The organism is Pedobacter sp. AC190, from assembly GCF_979258025.1.
This window is the reverse complement of the sequence record NZ_OZ409824.1, coordinates 87552-101820: the sequence shown is the minus strand read 5'-3', so window position 1 is coordinate 101820 and position 14269 is coordinate 87552. Positions and strand designations below refer to the sequence as shown.

Annotated in this window: 12 protein-coding genes; 5 read left to right on the top strand and 7 right to left on the bottom strand. The window is 36.1% G+C overall.

Translation table 11 applies throughout. The features are described 5' to 3' along the window. Window positions 1-48: 48 nt before the first annotated feature. From ACZZZI_RS00530 to ACZZZI_RS00515, 4 genes are all read right to left on the bottom strand, one after another. Complete coding sequence (locus ACZZZI_RS00530) at window positions 49-1305, bottom strand: anthranilate synthase component I family protein (RefSeq protein WP_463488305.1); 1257 nt, start codon at window positions 1303-1305, stop codon at window positions 49-51. A 243-nt stretch (window positions 1306-1548) separates the two neighbouring features. Then, window positions 1549-2829 carry an adenylosuccinate synthase gene (locus tag ACZZZI_RS00525; protein WP_463488304.1) on the bottom strand — a complete coding sequence of 427 codons (1281 nt, stop codon included), beginning with the start codon at window positions 2827-2829 and terminating at the stop codon, window positions 1549-1551. Window positions 2830-2867: 38 nt separating this feature from the next. Beyond that, on the bottom strand, window positions 2868-3365 hold the full coding sequence (locus ACZZZI_RS00520) for a Fur family transcriptional regulator (RefSeq protein ID WP_316763928.1): 498 nt from the start codon (window positions 3363-3365) through the stop codon (window positions 2868-2870). Window positions 3366-3551: 186 nt separating this feature from the next. After that, window positions 3552-5759, bottom strand: a complete 2208-nt coding sequence (locus ACZZZI_RS00515) for a RelA/SpoT family protein (protein WP_316763926.1) — start codon at window positions 5757-5759, stop codon at window positions 3552-3554. Window positions 5760-5869: 110 nt separating this feature from the next. Between ACZZZI_RS00515 and ACZZZI_RS00510 the strand changes: the two genes are divergently transcribed. The 4 genes from ACZZZI_RS00510 (at window position 5870) to ACZZZI_RS00495 (ending at window position 9281) form a co-directional block, all read left to right on the top strand. Then, window positions 5870-6484 (top strand): DUF4294 domain-containing protein, encoded by a 615-nt coding sequence (locus tag ACZZZI_RS00510; RefSeq protein WP_316763925.1) that lies wholly within the window; start codon window positions 5870-5872, stop codon window positions 6482-6484. A 9-nt stretch (window positions 6485-6493) separates the two neighbouring features. After that, window positions 6494-7006 carry a glutathione peroxidase gene (locus tag ACZZZI_RS00505; RefSeq protein WP_463488303.1) on the top strand — a complete coding sequence of 171 codons (513 nt, stop codon included), beginning with the start codon at window positions 6494-6496 and terminating at the stop codon, window positions 7004-7006. 5 nt (window positions 7007-7011) lie between these two features. Next, entirely contained in the window at window positions 7012-7728 is a 717-nt protein-coding gene (gene bshB1, locus ACZZZI_RS00500; RefSeq protein ID WP_463488302.1) for a bacillithiol biosynthesis deacetylase BshB1, read from the top strand. Between the two features lie 191 nt (window positions 7729-7919). Beyond that, entirely contained in the window at window positions 7920-9281 is a 1362-nt protein-coding gene (locus tag ACZZZI_RS00495; protein WP_463488301.1) for an acyl-CoA dehydrogenase family protein, read from the top strand. A 244-nt stretch (window positions 9282-9525) separates the two neighbouring features. Here ACZZZI_RS00495 and ACZZZI_RS00490 read toward each other — a convergent pair whose 3' ends face one another. After that, window positions 9526-10755, bottom strand: a complete 1230-nt coding sequence (locus ACZZZI_RS00490; RefSeq protein WP_463488300.1) for a glycosyltransferase — start codon at window positions 10753-10755, stop codon at window positions 9526-9528. Between the two features lie 152 nt (window positions 10756-10907). On the opposite strand from ACZZZI_RS00490, the gene ACZZZI_RS00485 reads away from it, so the two are divergent. Further along, a complete protein-coding gene (locus ACZZZI_RS00485; RefSeq protein WP_463488299.1) occupies window positions 10908-11489 on the top strand; it encodes a MiaE family protein in 582 nt (193 codons plus the stop codon). A 56-nt stretch (window positions 11490-11545) separates the two neighbouring features. Here ACZZZI_RS00485 and ACZZZI_RS00480 read toward each other — a convergent pair whose 3' ends face one another. Then, entirely contained in the window at window positions 11546-12622 is a 1077-nt protein-coding gene (locus tag ACZZZI_RS00480; RefSeq protein WP_463488298.1) for a DUF3810 domain-containing protein, read from the bottom strand. Beyond that, complete coding sequence (locus ACZZZI_RS00475; RefSeq protein ID WP_463488297.1) at window positions 12622-13956, bottom strand: dihydroorotase; 1335 nt, start codon at window positions 13954-13956, stop codon at window positions 12622-12624. Before ACZZZI_RS00475 ends, ACZZZI_RS00480 begins: the two co-directional genes overlap by 1 nt. Window positions 13957-14269 lie beyond the last annotated feature (313 nt).

Sequence of the window (14269 nt, the reverse complement as noted above, 5' to 3'; positions counted from 1 at the left end):
ACTAATGACTAATGACTAATGACTAATGACCAATGAGGCCAAATGAACTCAGCTTCCTAAAACCTTAAGAATTGCACTGGCCTTAAGCAGACATTCTTCATACTCTTTTTCGGCATCGCATTGGTAGGTAATCGCGCCACCAACTTGAAAGGATAGGTATTTGTTGTCTGCGTTATAGAGGATACTGCGAATAACAACATTAAAATCAAAATCTCCATTGGGATTAATGCTGCCAAAGGAACCAGAATAGATTCCTCGTTTTGTTGCTTCGTACTCTTCAATTAATTGCATGGCCTTAACTTTTGGTGCTCCGGTCATAGATCCCATAGGAAAAGCATTTTTTATAGCATCTATAAAATGCACATCAGGATTTAAAGTACAGCTTATTGTAGAAATCATTTGATGAACCTGCGGGAAGGTGTATATTCCGAAAAGCTCGTCTACTTTTACGCTGCCTTTAACTGCTGATTTTGTAAGATCATGGCGCACCAAATCGACAATCATAACATTTTCAGTCTGCTCTTTAACGTCGTTTCTAAGGCGAATTTTAATTTCTTCATCTTCACCTAAATCTTCACTTCTTCTTGCTGTTCCTTTTATGGGTTGAGATATTAATTTTGAACCACGCTTACATAAAAAACGCTCGGGCGTAGCCGATAAAATATAATGATTATAAGCTTTGAAATAACCTGCAAATGGAGTTGGTGAAACCTTGTTTAAGAACTCAAATGTTTGTACTGGATTGATTTCGGCATGTTCGCTGAAGAATTCCTGACAAAAATTTACCTCATAAATATCGCCGCGAATAATGTGGTTTTTTAAAGCTTCTACTTTTTCTATGTATTGATTTTTAGAAAGCTTTTGATTAATTGTTAAAGAATTTGCTTCTGTTTTGAGCTCAGGATTATAATCAAGAATTTCATTTAAAATCGATTCGTTTCCTATTAAAACTTCTATTCTATCTTCTTTAACGGCAATTAAATATTTGGGAACGAAAAAGTATAATTCTGGAAAGTTTAAATGGTCATTATTATTTGACTGAAGGTCTTCAATCTCATTTTTAAGGTCGTAGCCAAAGAAACCAAATAACCATTGTTTATTTACCGTTTGAAATTCTTTTAATTGCGCAAAAGCATTGCCAGAATCACATTTAAGTTCACTTTGAATATCCGCCGCAATGATAAAATCGTATGCTGAATAAGGATCTTTATACTGATTTGAATCTAAGAAGCAACAAACATCAAACTGATTTGCCCAGTGCAATGCCTTTTGTTTAAATTCTGTAATGTTTTGGTTGGTTTTCAAGCTGCGGCAAAGGTAACTAAACCCGACATAAGTGGAAAGCTCCCGTTGCAGATTCTTTCAATTTTCAATGCGGTTGAAATCGGGACTTGGAGCATTGGCGGGAATAACGTTAATAGTAGCAGTTGCTGTGCTTTCCAAATAAAAAAGCAACCCAAATATGGATTGCTTTTTATTATGGTTTCAAGTTTCGCTTGCGACAAAATCTCTCCATTTCGCTGCGCTTCATTGGAGATGACGAGCCTACTAGCGTAACTCTAATGTTTGTGCTCTATCTGGTCCTACAGAAAGGAATTTGATTGGCACTTCTAATTCTTTTTCTAAGAATGCAATATAATCATTCAATTTAGCTGGAATTTCATCAACCGAAGTAATTTTAGTTACATCTGTAGCCCAGCCATCAATAGCTTTAAGTACTGGTTTTGGTTCTATTGAAATGATGTCGTAAGGCATATAATCAATCGTTTCGCCGTTATATTCGTAATGTGTACAAGCATAAATGGTATCGAAAGTATCTAGAACGTCGGCTTTCATCATAATCAATTCGGTAACACCGTTTAGCATGATGGCATATTTTAATGCAGGAAGATCGATCCAGCCACAACGGCGAGCACGACCTGTAGTTGCGCCAAATTCATGACCTAAAGCACGTAAATTTTCACCAACTTCGTTATCTAATTCAGTAGGGAAAGGACCGCCACCAACGCGTGTACAATAGGCTTTGAAAATACCGTAAACTGCGCCAACTTTGTTAGGTGCAATACCTAAACCTGTACAAGCGCCTGCTGTTGTGGTGTTACTTGATGTTACGAAAGGATATGAACCGAAATCAACATCTAATAAAGTTCCTTGTGCACCTTCTGCTAGAACCGCTTTTCCTTCTTTTAAATAGCAATTAACAAAATGCTCGCTATCTACATGTGGAATTGATTTCAAGAATTCGATTGCTTCGAAAAATGAAGCTTCTTTTTCTGCTAATTCATATTCGAAACCTTCGTAATGAGAAAGGATTTCGGTATGTTTTTCTACTAATTTAGCGTAGCGCTCTTTAAAGTCTGGTAAAGTGGTATCTCCAACGCGTAAACCGTTACGGCCAGTTTTATCCATATAAGTTGGGCCAATACCTTTAAGTGTTGATCCAATTTTATTTTTACCCATGCGTGCCTCGTTGGCCGCATCTAATAATTGGTGAGTTGGTAAAATTAAGTGCGCTTTACGGGCAATAACCAATTTACCTTCGGCAACTGGATCATGACCTGCTTTTTTTAAATTATCAAGCTCTCTTTTTAAAATGATAGGATCGATAACTACACCATTTCCAATTAGGTTCATGGTTTTTTCGTTGAAAATTCCTGATGGGATAGTGTTTAAAACGAATTTTTTGCCATCGAATTCTAAGGTATGTCCTGCATTTGGGCCGCCTTGAAAACGGGCAATAAGATCATATTTTGGACTTAGTACATCAACGATTTTTCCCTTTCCTTCATCGCCCCATTGCAGGCCGAGAAGTACATCTACTTGCGTCATTATTAAAAATTTAAGCTGGTTTTATTTTGTGGATTGATTTAATTTGCTTCAACTTTTGCAGCAGCAGCTGCATTTTCGTTTACTTTATTTGCCATGCTGCAATCAGAGCAAAAGCCATAAAGATTTAACGAATGGTGCTTAACATCGAATTTTAAAAGGTCGCCTACCATGGTTTGGATTTGATGAATTCGCGGATCGCAAAATTCTACCACTTTACCACATTCGATACAAATTACGTGATCGTGTTGACGATAGCCGTAAGATTTTTCGAATTGAGCCATGTTTTTACCAAACTGATGTTTGGTAACCAAATCGCAAGAAACCAAAAGTTCTAATGTATTATAAACCGTAGCACGACTTACGCGATATTTTTGGTTTTTCATGTGGATGTAGAGTGTTTCTACATCAAAATGATCGTTTCTTGAATATATTTCTTCCAATATTGCGAAACGCTCAGGTGTTTTGCGAAGATTTTTGTTCTCTAAATAAGCTTCAAAAATCTTGCGAACAAGCTCATTTGTTTTCTGTTCTGACATAGTTTTTAAACTCCGTTCAAAGGTAGGTAAATTGTTTGACTGTTTAATTGTTAGATTGTTGAAATGTTGTAATAAGTCGGTTGCGGGTTATCAGTTGTTTTCAGATTAAAAAATAAATAAATCACCTAGGATTAAACCTTTATTGAAAATGACTTGCAAACCTATAACCTATAACCTATAACCCTTTTATGCATCAAACCTGGTAACGCCTGTTACACCTTTTACCTGTAATAAATTTTTAATCAAATTTTCCAGGTGTTCGGTATCGTTTACAAAAATCATTATCGAGCCATCAAAAATTCCTTCGTTGGTATCTACGGTTATCGAACGCATATTAACTTTAAAGTCGTTCGAAATTACTTTTGTAATGTTGTTAATCAAACCAACATCATCAATGCCCACAATACGTAAACCTGTTAAGAAAGTTAGTTCTTGCTGTTTATTCCATTTAGCTTTAACAATTCTATAACCGTAATTAGACATCAGCTGAGCTGCATTAGGGCAGTTAGTTCTATGGATTTTTATGCCCTCACTAACAGTAACGAAACCAAAAACATCATCGCCAGGAATAGGATTACAGCAAGCAGCCAAAGTGTAATCTATCTTTTGTAAATCCTCACCGATTAATAAAATGTCGTTTTCCGAGCCTTTCATTTTTGTTTTAACCGCATCAACCGTTAGGTTTTCCGGTCGTTCAGGGCCTCGGGTTTCTACTTCTTTCTCGCTCGATAAATATTCTTTAATATCCTTAAGTTCTATTTTACCTAAAGCTACATTTACAAATAATTCTTGCGTAGAAGGAAGTTTAAAGAAATAACTGATTTTTTGCAGGTTATCGGTATTGTAGGTGATTTTAAGCGATTTTAATTTGCGTTCTAAAATTTCCTTTCCAGTTTCGGCAATCTTTCTTTTTTCTTCTTTTAAGGATGATTTTATTTTTGATTTGGCTTTTGCCGTAACCACAACATTTAACCAGTCTTCTTTTGGTGTTTGTTTGCTCGACGTTATAATTTCAACCTGATCGCCATTTTGTAATTTGTAAGAAATTGGAACGAGTTTGTGGTTTACTTTAGCGCCAATACAAGTTGCGCCAACATCTGTATGAATTTCGAAAGCAAAATCTAATGCGGTTGCACCAAGTGGCAATTGAATTAAAGCACCTTTTGGTGTGAAAATGAAAATCTCATCAGAGAAAAGATTCATTTTGAAATCATCTAAAAAGTCTAAAGCATTTGCCTCAGGATTATTTAGCATTTCTCTAACTTTCTGAATCCATTGATCCAAACCGTTATCATTGCTCGATTCTTTATATTTCCAATGCGCAGCAAAACCTTTTTCGGCAATTTCATTCATTCGCTGCGTACGAATTTGAACCTCAACCCATTGTCCGCGTGGCCCCATTACTGTAGTATGTAAAGATTCGTAGCCATTTCCTTTCGGAGATGAAACCCAATCGCGTAAACGATCTGGATTTGGGCGATATAAGTCGGTTACAATTGAATAGGCTTTCCAGCAATCGGCCTTTTCGTTTTCGTAAGCGCTATCTAAAATAATCCTAATTGCGAAAAGGTCATACACCTCTTCGAAAGGAATATTTTTCTTCTTCATTTTATTCCAAATGGAATGGATAGATTTTGGGCGTCCATAAATATCGGCAACTAGCCCTTGTTCATGCACAATTTCATCAACAGGTTCTACAAATTTTTTAACAAAAAGGTTTCGCTCTGCCTTTTTTTCGTTTAACTTTTTGGCGATAAATTTATAAGTTTCAGGCTCAAGATATTTCATAGAAAGATCTTCGAGCTCTGATTTTATTGCATACAAGCCTAAGCGATGCGCAAGAGGCGCATACAGATAAATTGTTTCTGAGGCAATTTTAAGCTGTTTGTGTCGAGGCATAAAATCCATCGTACGCATATTATGCAACCTATCTGCCAGTTTTATCAGAATTACCCGAACATCATCTGCCAGGGTAAGCAGCATTTTACGAAAATTCTCGGCCTGTAAAGAGCTATTTGTATCAAAAACGCCAGATATTTTGGTTAAACCATCGATAATTTTAGCTGTCTTTTTGCCAAATTCACGTTCAATATCTTCTAATGTGATGTCTGTATCTTCAACAACATCGTGTAATAATGCACAAACAATAGAAGTGGTACCTAGGCCAATTTCTTCGGCCGCAATTTGGGCTACTGCTATCGGATGATAAATATACGGTTCGCCAGATTTACGGCGCATATCTTTATGGCTTTCGAGTGCCATATCAAAAGCTTTTCTAATTTCTTTCTTGTCTCCCTTTTGTAAAGTTGATTTACTGGCTCTGAGCAAAGCCCTGTATCGTTTTAATATTTCTTGTTTCTCTGCCTCTAAATCAATCACTAACTCTGTTTTCATTTGTATTTTTTGCGTAAAAAATGCGTCTTATTATTTTATAATAACTTATATTAGTTTTATAAAACTCCTAATATATGAAATAACAACTAACTTTGTTTAGGTATAAATTTATGAAATTTAAAGAGCTTATCATTCTGTTTATTGTCATGATTTTTAGTGTTTCGCTAAAAGCACAGGAGTATACATCACCTGTTTATCCAAAATTGGGTAAAGCCGATACCATTAGGATTACTTCTACGAATGATAATGGAGTTATGATACCTTGGATGCAGCTTAATGAGGTGTATGTTTACGCAAACCGAATTTTTAGAACACCTGAAGAAAGAGCAGCATTTAATCGTTTGCGCTACAATGTTTTAAAGGTTATGCCTTATGCACTTTTTGCCAAGCGCAGATACGAACAATTAGAGCGGGATTTGGTTACAGCACCCGAAAAGAAAGAACAGAAAGCGCTTGTTAAGCAGTGCGATAAAGAAATTAAAGATATGTTTAACCGCGAGATTAAAGATTTAACAATCACTCAGGGACAAATATTAACAAAATTAATTGATCGTGAAGTTGGTCGCACTACATATGATATTGTGAAACAAACTAAAGGAGGTTTTGCTGCGTTTTCCTACCAGATTATTGCCCGTGTAGTTGGCCATAATTTAAAAAGTACATACAGCATCGATGAAGATAGGGATATTGAAGCCATTATCCGTTCTTCTGGATTCTATCAATAAGCATTAATAATGAAGGAAACTATTCCGAACATCTATTCATTTAAAGTGAAGAAGATTACAGGTGAAGATCAACTGCTTTCAGCCTACCGAAATAAAGTTATTTTAATTGTAAATACCGCATCAGAGTGTGGTTTTACGCCTCAGCTAGGCGAATTACAACAATTAAAAGATGAAATTAACAATACCGATTTTGAGATTTTGGGTTTTCCTACTAACGATTTTGGTAAACAGGAACCACTAACTGGCAAAGATATAGCCAGTTTTTGCGAAATAAATCACGGTGTAAAATTTCCTGTTTTCGATAAAATTATGGTGCGTGGTGCTCATGCGCATCCTCTATATCAATTTTTGAGTGATAAAAAACTGAATTCAAAACTCAGTTCATCGCCAAGATGGAATTTTCATAAATATCTGATTAACGCAAAGGGCGAACTGGAAGATTATTTCTTCCCTTTTACTAAACCATTGAGTTCAAAAGTTAAGAAAAAAATTCAGCGCCTGCTGGATAATAAAAATAAATAGAGTTAATGAAATTAGATATATTAGTTATAGCCGTTCATCCTGATGATGCCGAACTTTGCTGTTCAGGAACCATTTTAAAGCATATTGCATTAGGTAAAAAAGTTGGGCTAGTTGATTTAACACGAGGCGAATTAGGAACCAGAGGTACAGCAGAAACAAGAGATGAAGAGGCAGCCGATTCTGCTAAAATTTTAGGTTTACATGCCCGAGAAAATTTAAGGTTTAGAGATGGGTTTTTTCAGAATGATGAATTTCATCGTTTAGAAGTTATCAAAGCAATAAGGAAATATCAGCCTGAAATTATTTTAAGTAATGCTTTAGAAGATCGCCATCCTGATCACGGAAGAGCTGGAGACTTAGTTTACGACGCTGTTTTCCTTTCAGGCTTACCTAAAGTTGAAACAGAAATTAATGGACAAAAACAAGAAGCACATCGTCCGAGGTTGTTGTTACAATATATTCAAGATCGATATTTAAAACCTGATATCATTGTAGATATTTCTGATCATATGGATGCAAAAATTCAATCGATAAAAGCTTTTAAAACACAGTTTTATAATCCCGATGTGGATGGTTTGCAGACTTATATTTCATCGCCAGAATTTTTTGAAAGCGTAATTGGCAGAGCCAGGGAATTTGGTAAAAGCATTGGCGCAACCTTTGGCGAAGGTTTTACTTCAAGAAAATTGTTGGGAGTAAATAATTTATTCGATTTAAAATAAGTTAGGCTTTATTGTCATTATTAGAAACGAAGAATCTCTAGCCCATACTCAGTCATTTTTTTCAAACATTTACGATTTAGCTGATTATTATTGCTGTTTTCATTGGGTTGTAGATTCTTCGTTCGTAACAACGACAAAATAGATAAACTAACAAAATCGCCACTCGTTTGTTATTCTAAAAACGAATAATAATGGCGAACATATTCTCTTCACTCAAAAACGCGTATAACCTTTTTAAGCATGTAGATTTTGATAAGCTCGAGGCTCTGTCGAAAAAAGTCGATCTTCCAAAAATGGTCGAAACCATTTCGAGTCTTGATGATAAGCAAATTCAGGGCATGATGAAAATGATGGGTGGTTCGAAAAAGAAAAAAGAACTCCCTCCAATAGAAGGTGATTTTTATCATTTAGGCGATGAAGCTTTAAAAGATGAAGACCGTGCACTACAACTAAAAGTGAGAGCTTTTTTAGAAGCCGAAGTAAAACCAATTGTTAACGAATATTGGAACCGAGCTGAATTTCCACACGAAATAATACCAAAACTTGCCGAACTTAACATTTGTGGTTTAACCTACAAAGGTTACGGCTGTCCAGGTAAATCGAATTTAATGGAAGGCATTTTAGCAATGGAAATGGCCCGAATCGACACCTCGATTTCAACATTTTTTGGCGTTCAAAGCGGTTTGGCCATGGGTTCAATTTACCTTTGTGGATCAGAAGAACAAAAACAACAATGGCTTCCTTTAATGCAGAAATTCAAAATTATTGGTGCTTTTGGTTTAACCGAACCCGAAGTTGGCTCTGCTGCGGCTGGTGGCTTAACCACAACCTGTAAAAGAGAAGGAGATAAATGGATTTTAAATGGCCAGAAAAAGTGGATCGGTAACGCAACCTTTGCCGATATATTAATTATTTGGGCCAGAGATGAAGCTGATAATGAAGTTAAAGGCTTTATTGTTAAAAAAGATAATCCAGGCTTCGCTGTCGAGAAAATGAAGGATAAAATGGCCCTTCGCATTGTTCAAAATGGCATAATTACCTTAACCAATTGTGAAGTTGAAGAACCCGATCGTTTGCAAAATGCCAATTCTTTTAAAGATACGGCCAAAGTTTTACAAATGACAAGAGCTGGTGTAGCGTGGCAAGCCGTTGGTTGTGCTCGTGGGGCTTACGAAAACGCTTTAGATTATACCCGAACCAGAAAACAGTTTGGTAAACCAATAGCTTCATTTCAGTTAATTCAAAATCATTTGGTCGAAATGCTGTCCAATCTTACCGCCATGCAAACCTTATGTTTTCGCTTGTCACAGCTTCAAGATCAAGGTTTGTTAAAAGATGAGCACGCTTCATTGGCAAAGGTATTTTGCTCGTTACGCACACGAGATGTGGTTAGTAAAGCCCGTGAAGTTATGGGCGGAAACGGAATTTTGCTTGAATATAATGTTGCCCGTTTCGTCGCCGATGCAGAGGCTATTTACTCATATGAAGGAACTAAAGAAATCAATACATTAATTGTAGGGAGAGCTATAACAGGTTTTTCGGCTTTTGTTTAACCATTAAAATTTTATCATTTTTTGAAAAGCAAATTTCTGTGCTTTTCGGTTATTTCAGCCCTGCTGTACACTATGGCCTCGCAGAAAAAGCTCGGGCTGCCGTTTCCATCAGGTTTATAAATAAAGGGGAGATGCTTTTCTAAAGAAACCATCTCCCAATGTAATTGGCGAAACATTTTTAAACAAATATTTAACGTCCAAAGCAGATCTAAACTGATAGGCTTAACCATTGAAGCATAGTAATTTACTTTTTGTTCTTTTCCTCAATCCACAACGACATATACTTCGTGCTCTGTGTGGTGTGATGGTTTAAAATCTGACCAATAAAATTTCTCTGACGATGTTTTTCTAAATCCAATTTGTCAATAACAGTAATAAACTTCTCCGCAAAATGTAATGAAGAATAACGTTCGTTAATAATTCGAACTCCATTTTGTTGAGCCAAAAGCCAAATCGTCTTGTTTTCATAAAGTTCAACCGCTTTTTTAACAGAAATTTCTACATCATCTTCAATAAATCCATTCCAATCTAAACCGCCTCTCATAGCTTCGGCACCAACAGAAGTTGTTATAGATGGTGTTCCAACTTGCATGGCATCGATAAATTTGCCTTTAACACCAGCTCCAAATTGAATAGGAGCGAAAAGAATTTTATGCTTTGCAATGGTTTCTTTAGCATTTAATGCTCTGCCCTTAACAAAGAATTTTTCATTTTTATTTTCCAGCTGCAAAACTTTTGGCGAAGTATAGGCTCCGTAAATGTTCATGCTTGCGTCTGGAAGTTTTTTGCGTAATAAAGGCCAAACCTTAGTCTTTAAATTTTGGACTGTATTAAAATTTGGTTCGTGCAGGAAATTACCAATGAACACAAAATCAGTTCGTTCTTCAAAAGGAATCCAATTTTGGACCATTTCAGCTGTAATTTCTTTTTCAAGGAAAGGTAGATAGAAAAGTAAAGAAGAATCAACTTTAAAAGTTTCTTCCAGAATTTTCATTTCCACTTCCGAAATGATTAACGAAAGGTCGCAACGCAAAATAGAAGCAATTTCCCGCTTTGCGGTATCTGAAAAAAAGTTAATTTCAGTTTGTTTTTTATCGCTTTGTTGTCTGGCACTTCTCAGGCAATGTAAATCCTCAGTGTCTAAAATTCTAATCGCATCAGGGCATTCTTGTTGAACCCGCCAACCATATTGTTCTTCCACCATAAAGCGATCGAACATAACAATGGATGGGTTTAACGTTTTTAAAAATGAATTGAAGCTTTCATCATTCAGCTTTATTTGCTGCTCAATAACAGAAGTTTGTGAGAAATCATAACTGAAATCACTTTTCGAAGCTGCAGAAGCAAATGTGATTTCATAATCTTTGCGCAAAAATAAATCGACCAGCTGAATCATTCGTGTTCCCGCTGCCGATGAAGTAGGCTCAGGCCAAACCAATCCAATAACCAATAATTTTTTAGCGCTTCTACTCATTTCTTACAAAATAAGCTCTTTTTTTTTGCTCCCGCAGATAAATGTGATTTTCGCAGATTAAAAATCCAAATTTGCGTTTATGCTCTAAATCTGCCGGAGATATTAAACGTATCTTAAATATTCTTAATTTTGCAGTTCAATTACAACACCACATGTTAGGATTAAAATTATTGACAGACCCACGTTGGGCCGATATTGCTGAATCGAATTTAGAAGAAATTTTATCTGACCATGCCTGGTGCGAGCAAAAGGCAGCCACGAATGCAATCACTTTAATTACTCAAAACTCAGAACATCAGGATTTAGTTGAGGAATTAACCGCAATCGCAATTGAAGAAATGCAACATTTTCAAATGGTAATCGACATTATTAAACAACGTGGTTATACTTTAAGCCGTGAAAGAAAAGATGATTATGTTGGGCGTTTAGTTAAGTTTAGTAAAAAAGATGGCAGCAGAAACCAGGCTTTTATTGATCGGCTTTTGTTTGCTGCAATGATTGAGGCCAGAAGTTGTGAGCGTTTTCGTGTACTTTCCTTAAATATTAAAGATGAAGAACTGGCTAAATTTTACCACGAATTAATGGTTTCCGAAGCAGGTCATTATACTACTTTCTTAAACTTTGCCCGTAAATATACTGTTGATGTTGATGTAGATAAACGATGGAAAGAATGGTTAGAATTTGAAGGCGAGTTAATTCAAAGTTTTGGAACGAAAGAGGCGATACATGGGTAGTGAGTTGAAAGTTACAAGTTGTGAGTTATAAGTCTGGGCGTCTAAACTTTAAACTTTTAACCCTTAACCTTCAACCTATCTTTATGTATATTCCACAACCAAATCACAATGTCCTGATAGCTGTCGATGCCCTTGGGTTGGTTATTCAGTTTTAGGAAACTATCAAAAGCGGCATCCATGTAGCCGAACATTTCGCCGTTATATTTGCGCCAAAACTCCTTTTCAGTTTTAAAGTCAGCTAAAACGCCATCGGATAACTTATCGTGAAGTATTTTATAATCATCAGGAGATTTCATCCTGATTTCGAACAAAATATAACGTAGCATTTCATAATTGGCCGAATATTGGTAATTCACGTCAGGGCTATTGCTTGCTGTTAAATAGCCCAAAAGATTGGCCTCATCCTCGTAAGCAATGCCTAACTGATGGGCAATTTCGTGGCAAGAAACGTAAGGCTTTACAAAATTAGGCAAGGCCATGTTCATATTTGCCTCGCCAGTTAGTGGGGCGTAGTAGCCCTCAATTCCCACTTTGCTGATGACCCATGAGTTTAAAACTGATTTTAGACACGGATTTTGATAACCAAATAACGGATTCTTTTTCTCCATTAAATCATAAGCTTTTGCCGAATTCGTTTCTAAATATTTGATGGAATAAGCACGGATTTTGATTTGTTTAAGTTTTAAATCATTAGTCTTATTCACAAAATAATCGCCAAGTAAAACCAATTCTTTTACTGTATATTTTTCATTTCCAATCCCTAACTCTTCACTCACACTTGGTCTGCTGTAATTTAAACCCCAAACAATTTTGAAGATGATGTAAAGAATCAGGAAAAAGTTTAAGATCTGTAGCGGAACAATGATTCTGTGTTCTTTCTTTAAAGATTTTCTTTTTTTGAAAAACCTGATGATTCTGTAAACGACAAAACCAATTAGTAAGGCATAAACAATATCGCCAATAGCAAATGGGAAAATCGAGGAAACAAATCTTAGTAATGAAGAAATGTAATAATAAATGCCTGTTGAATAATATTTTTGGACAAGAGAAGGGAATAAGCCGAATAGGAAAATCGCTAAAGTAAATGCGAACAATACAATAGTTTTACTATACAGAGATTTTCCTTTTATCATTATCTCGCAAAAGTTAGTCGCTTACCGATCTGGTCGGTTGTGAATCTGCCTTTTTGGTAGGCCAAATTCCCTGATACAAATGTGTGTGTTACGCTGGCTTGAAAAGTATCGCCATCAAAAGGACTCCAACCGCATTTGTAAAAATTATTCAGCTTGGTTACAGTCCATGAATCTTTTAAATCTACCAAAACCAAATCTGCCCAATATCCCTCACGAACAAAACCGCGTTTTTCTATATCGAAACAGACAGCCAGGTTATGTGCTGTTTTTTCAACGATTTTTTCTAATGAAATTTTGCCTTGCAAATGCATTTCTAATAAAGCAGGTAACGCATGTTGAACCAGCGGCCCACCTGATGGTGCTTGCGAGTAGGGCTGTTTTTTTTCTTCTAAAGTATGTGGTGCATGGTCAGTAGCGATAACATCGATGTTATCATTTAAAATGCCAGCGAGTATTCCATTTTGGTCTTCTTCAGTTTTAACTGCAGGATTCCATTTTATAAAATTACCTTTTGTGGCGTAATCTTTATCATTAAACCAAAGGTGATGAACACAAGCTTCAGCAGTAATTTTTTTATCTTTTAGTGGAATGGTATTATCGAAAAGTGCAATTTCTTTTGCTGTAGAAATATGTAAAATATGCAAGCGTGTTTGATATGCTTTTGCCAGCTCAACTGCTAAAGATGATGATTTATAGCAAGCTTCTGCACTCCGAATAAGTGGATGCATTTCGATGGTTAAATCATCGCCATATTTTGCCTTAAATTCGGCCAGGTTGTTACGAATGGTTGCCTCATCTTCGCAATGTGTAGCTACTAAAATAGGCGCTTTGCTAAAAATATTTTCTAAAGTTTTTTCGTTATCAACCAACATATTTCCTGTTGATGAGCCCATAAAAACTTTAATGCCACAAACATTTTTAGCGTCGGTTTTTAAAACTTCTTCGATATTATCGTTACTTGCACCCATGTAGAATGAGTAATTGGCAAGTGAAGTTTCTGCAGCAATTGCATACTTATCGGCAAGTAGCGCTTGTGTTAAAGTATTTGGAACTGTGTTAGGCATTTCCATAAAGGAGGTAATTCCACCAGCTACGGCGGCCATACTTTCGGTAAAAATATCGGCTTTATGTGTTAAACCTGGCTCACGAAAATGCACCTGGTCATCAATCATTCCTGGTAAAAGATATTGCCCCTCGGCGTTAATTTCAGTTGCATTTGGTGCAGAAAGATTTTGACCGATTTTGGTAATAAATCCATCTTTAATTAATACATCGGCAACAATTTTTTGTCCCTCGTTTACAATTGTGGCGGCTTTTATCAGGTAAGAATTCATGGTTTCAAAGGTAGTGTTTTAGTATAAAGTAGAAAGTATAAAGTGGAAAGTTTTGGGCGGATGAAAGGGAGAAATTGAGTTTAGCATCACTGTTTTGAGTAAAATAAACCTGATAAAGTGGAAATACTTTTTGTTGCAGGTCTTCGACAAGCTCAGACTGACAATTGCAAAAAGATTGGAACGATAGCAGGACTACCGTAATTAAAGAACTACTGAAATTGCTTTACCCCTAAATCTTTAAGTGATCTTGGCTTTATGAATTCATGACTTAAAGACTCCGAACTTCAGACTAATTTAAGCCTTTCAGCTTAAA